Here is an 859-nt window from a genome sequence, read left to right as displayed (position 1 = left end):
GGCGAGCAGCCGGGCGGCCAGCGGTGCCGCCGCCACGTAGACCCGGGCGCGGACCGGGGTGCCGTCCTCCAGGAACGCCTCGGCGACCGTGCGGCGGTAGCCGACGGTGGGCTCGTCCGCCGTGCAGCCCTCCAGGTGGTCCAGCACCCGCAGCACCTCGGCGTAGTGCTGCTCCGCCGGCAGCACCAGGTCGCCGTGCACCGTACCGCCGCCTTCGGAGCACACCGCGTAGGGGTAGCCGGGGCCCTCGTACAGCGTCAGCCCGTGCATGCGGCCCGGCTGCTGCCACCGTGTGCGGCCGTGCAGGGCCCACGCGTGGTGACGGCCGCCGGGCCGCAGGGTGCCGTACACGAAGAACGGCAGGTTCACCCGCCGCACTCCTCGGCGACCCATGCCAGGTAGTCGGCGCCGCCCCGGGTGACGGGGGTGGCGATGATCTCCGGTACGTCGTAGGTGTGGGCCTGCCGCAGGTACGTCTCCAGGGCCTCGAAGCGTGCGGCGGTCGTCTTGAACAGCACCTGCCACTCGGGGTCCTGGTGGATCTCGCCCTGCCAGCGGTAGACGGAGGTGACGGGCCCGTTGATCTGGGCGCAGGCGGCACACCGTGCCTCCACCGCGCCGCGGGCCAGTTCGGCCGCGCGTTCGGCGCTGTCGGTCGTGGTCAGCACGGTCAGGATCTCGGTCATGGGTCCACGGTGGCATCCGGGCGTCGTGCGCGCGACGCCCGGGGCGGAATCCGTGCCGACGCCACCGCCGCGGGACGGCGGCGGTGGCACCCTGGACCCATGCAGCCGGAACCCGAACCGCTTCCCGACAGCGCACCCCGAGCCGCCGACGGAGCCGAGGCGGGCGCCCCGGA

Annotated in this window: 2 protein-coding genes; both read right to left on the bottom strand. The window is 74.6% G+C overall.

What is annotated here, in order from left to right:
- Positions 1 to 369, bottom strand: a 369-nt coding sequence (locus ACYVE9_RS28835) for a gamma-glutamylcyclotransferase family protein (RefSeq protein WP_461030827.1), incomplete at its 3' end; no start/stop codon positions are given.
- Positions 366 to 686 carry a divalent-cation tolerance protein CutA gene (gene cutA / locus ACYVE9_RS28830; protein WP_461030826.1) on the bottom strand — a complete coding sequence of 107 codons (321 nt, stop codon included), beginning with the start codon at positions 684 to 686 and terminating at the stop codon, positions 366 to 368. The genes ACYVE9_RS28835 and cutA, both read right to left, overlap by 4 nt.
- Positions 687 to 859 lie beyond the last annotated feature (173 nt).

The organism is Streptomyces sparsus (assembly GCF_054776295.1).
The sequence above is the reverse complement of the archived record's forward strand: the minus strand, read 5'-3'. Positions and strand labels throughout refer to the sequence as shown.